Here is a 1,183-nt window from a genome sequence, read left to right as displayed (position 1 = left end):
AAATGGCAAAGAGTAAGTTTGAGCGCAATAAGCCGCACGTCAACATCGGTACGATCGGCCACGTCGACCACGGCAAGACGTCTCTGACGGCAGCGATCACCAAGTACTTCGGTGAATTCAAGGCCTATGACCAGATCGACGCAGCCCCGGAAGAAAAGGCACGCGGCATCACCATCTCGACGGCGCACGTTGAGTATGAGACGGCTGCTCGCCACTACGCGCACGTCGACTGCCCCGGCCACGCCGACTACGTCAAGAACATGATCACCGGTGCAGCGCAGATGGACGGCGCGATCCTGGTTTGCTCGGCTGCTGACGGCCCGATGCCGCAGACCCGCGAGCACATCCTGCTCGCTCGTCAGGTTGGCGTTCCGGCAATCGTTGTCTTCCTCAACAAGGTTGACCAGGTTGACGACGCAGAACTTCTGGAACTCGTCGAACTCGAAGTTCGCGAACTCCTGTCGTCCTACGACTTCCCCGGCGACGACATCCCGGTCGTCAAGGGTTCGGCTCTTGCTGCTCTGAACGACAGCAACAAGACGATCGGCGAAGACGCTGTTCGCGAGCTGATGGCGCAGGTTGACGCCTACATCCCGACGCCTGAGCGTCCGATCGACCAGCCGTTCCTGATGCCGATCGAAGACGTGTTCTCGATCTCTGGCCGTGGTACGGTTGTGACGGGTCGCGTTGAGCGCGGTATCGTCAAGGTCGGTGAAGAAGTCGAATTCGTTGGTATCCGCGACACCAAGAAGACGACGGTTACCGGCGTTGAAATGTTCCGCAAGCTGCTCGACCAGGGCCAGGCTGGCGACAACATCGGTGCACTGGTTCGTGGTATCCAGCGTGACGACGTTGAGCGTGGTCAGGTTCTGTGCAAGCCGGGTTCGGTCAAGCCGCACAAGAAGTTCATGGCAGAAGCCTACATCCTGACGAAGGAAGAAGGCGGCCGTCATACGCCGTTCTTCACCAACTACCGTCCGCAGTTCTACTTCCGTACGACGGACGTGACGGGCATCGTCACGCTGCCGGAAGGCACGGAAATGGTTATGCCGGGCGACAACGTCACGGTTGCCGTTGAGCTGATCGTTCCGATCGCGATGGAAGAAAAGCTGCGCTTCGCGATCCGCGAAGGCGGCCGTACCGTCGGCGCCGGCATCGTCGCTTCGATCGTCGAGTAATCGAT

The 1,183-nt window shown here is 59.6% G+C and carries 1 protein-coding gene; it reads left to right on the top strand.

Features of this window, described 5'->3' with window-relative positions; all coding sequences use genetic code 11:
* The first annotated feature begins 2 nt into the window (after nucleotides 1–2).
* Nucleotides 3–1,178: an elongation factor Tu gene (tuf, locus tag IP76_RS06615; protein ID WP_054157426.1), complete on the top strand. Its 1,176-nt coding sequence runs from the start codon at nucleotides 3–5 to the stop codon at nucleotides 1,176–1,178.
* Nucleotides 1,179–1,183 lie beyond the last annotated feature (5 nt).

It is taken from the genome of Rhizobium sp. AAP43 (assembly GCF_001296045.1).
GTDB lineage: Bacteria > Pseudomonadota > Alphaproteobacteria > Rhizobiales > Rhizobiaceae > Allorhizobium.
The sequence above is the reverse complement of the archived record's forward strand: the minus strand, read 5'-3'. Positions and strand labels throughout refer to the sequence as shown.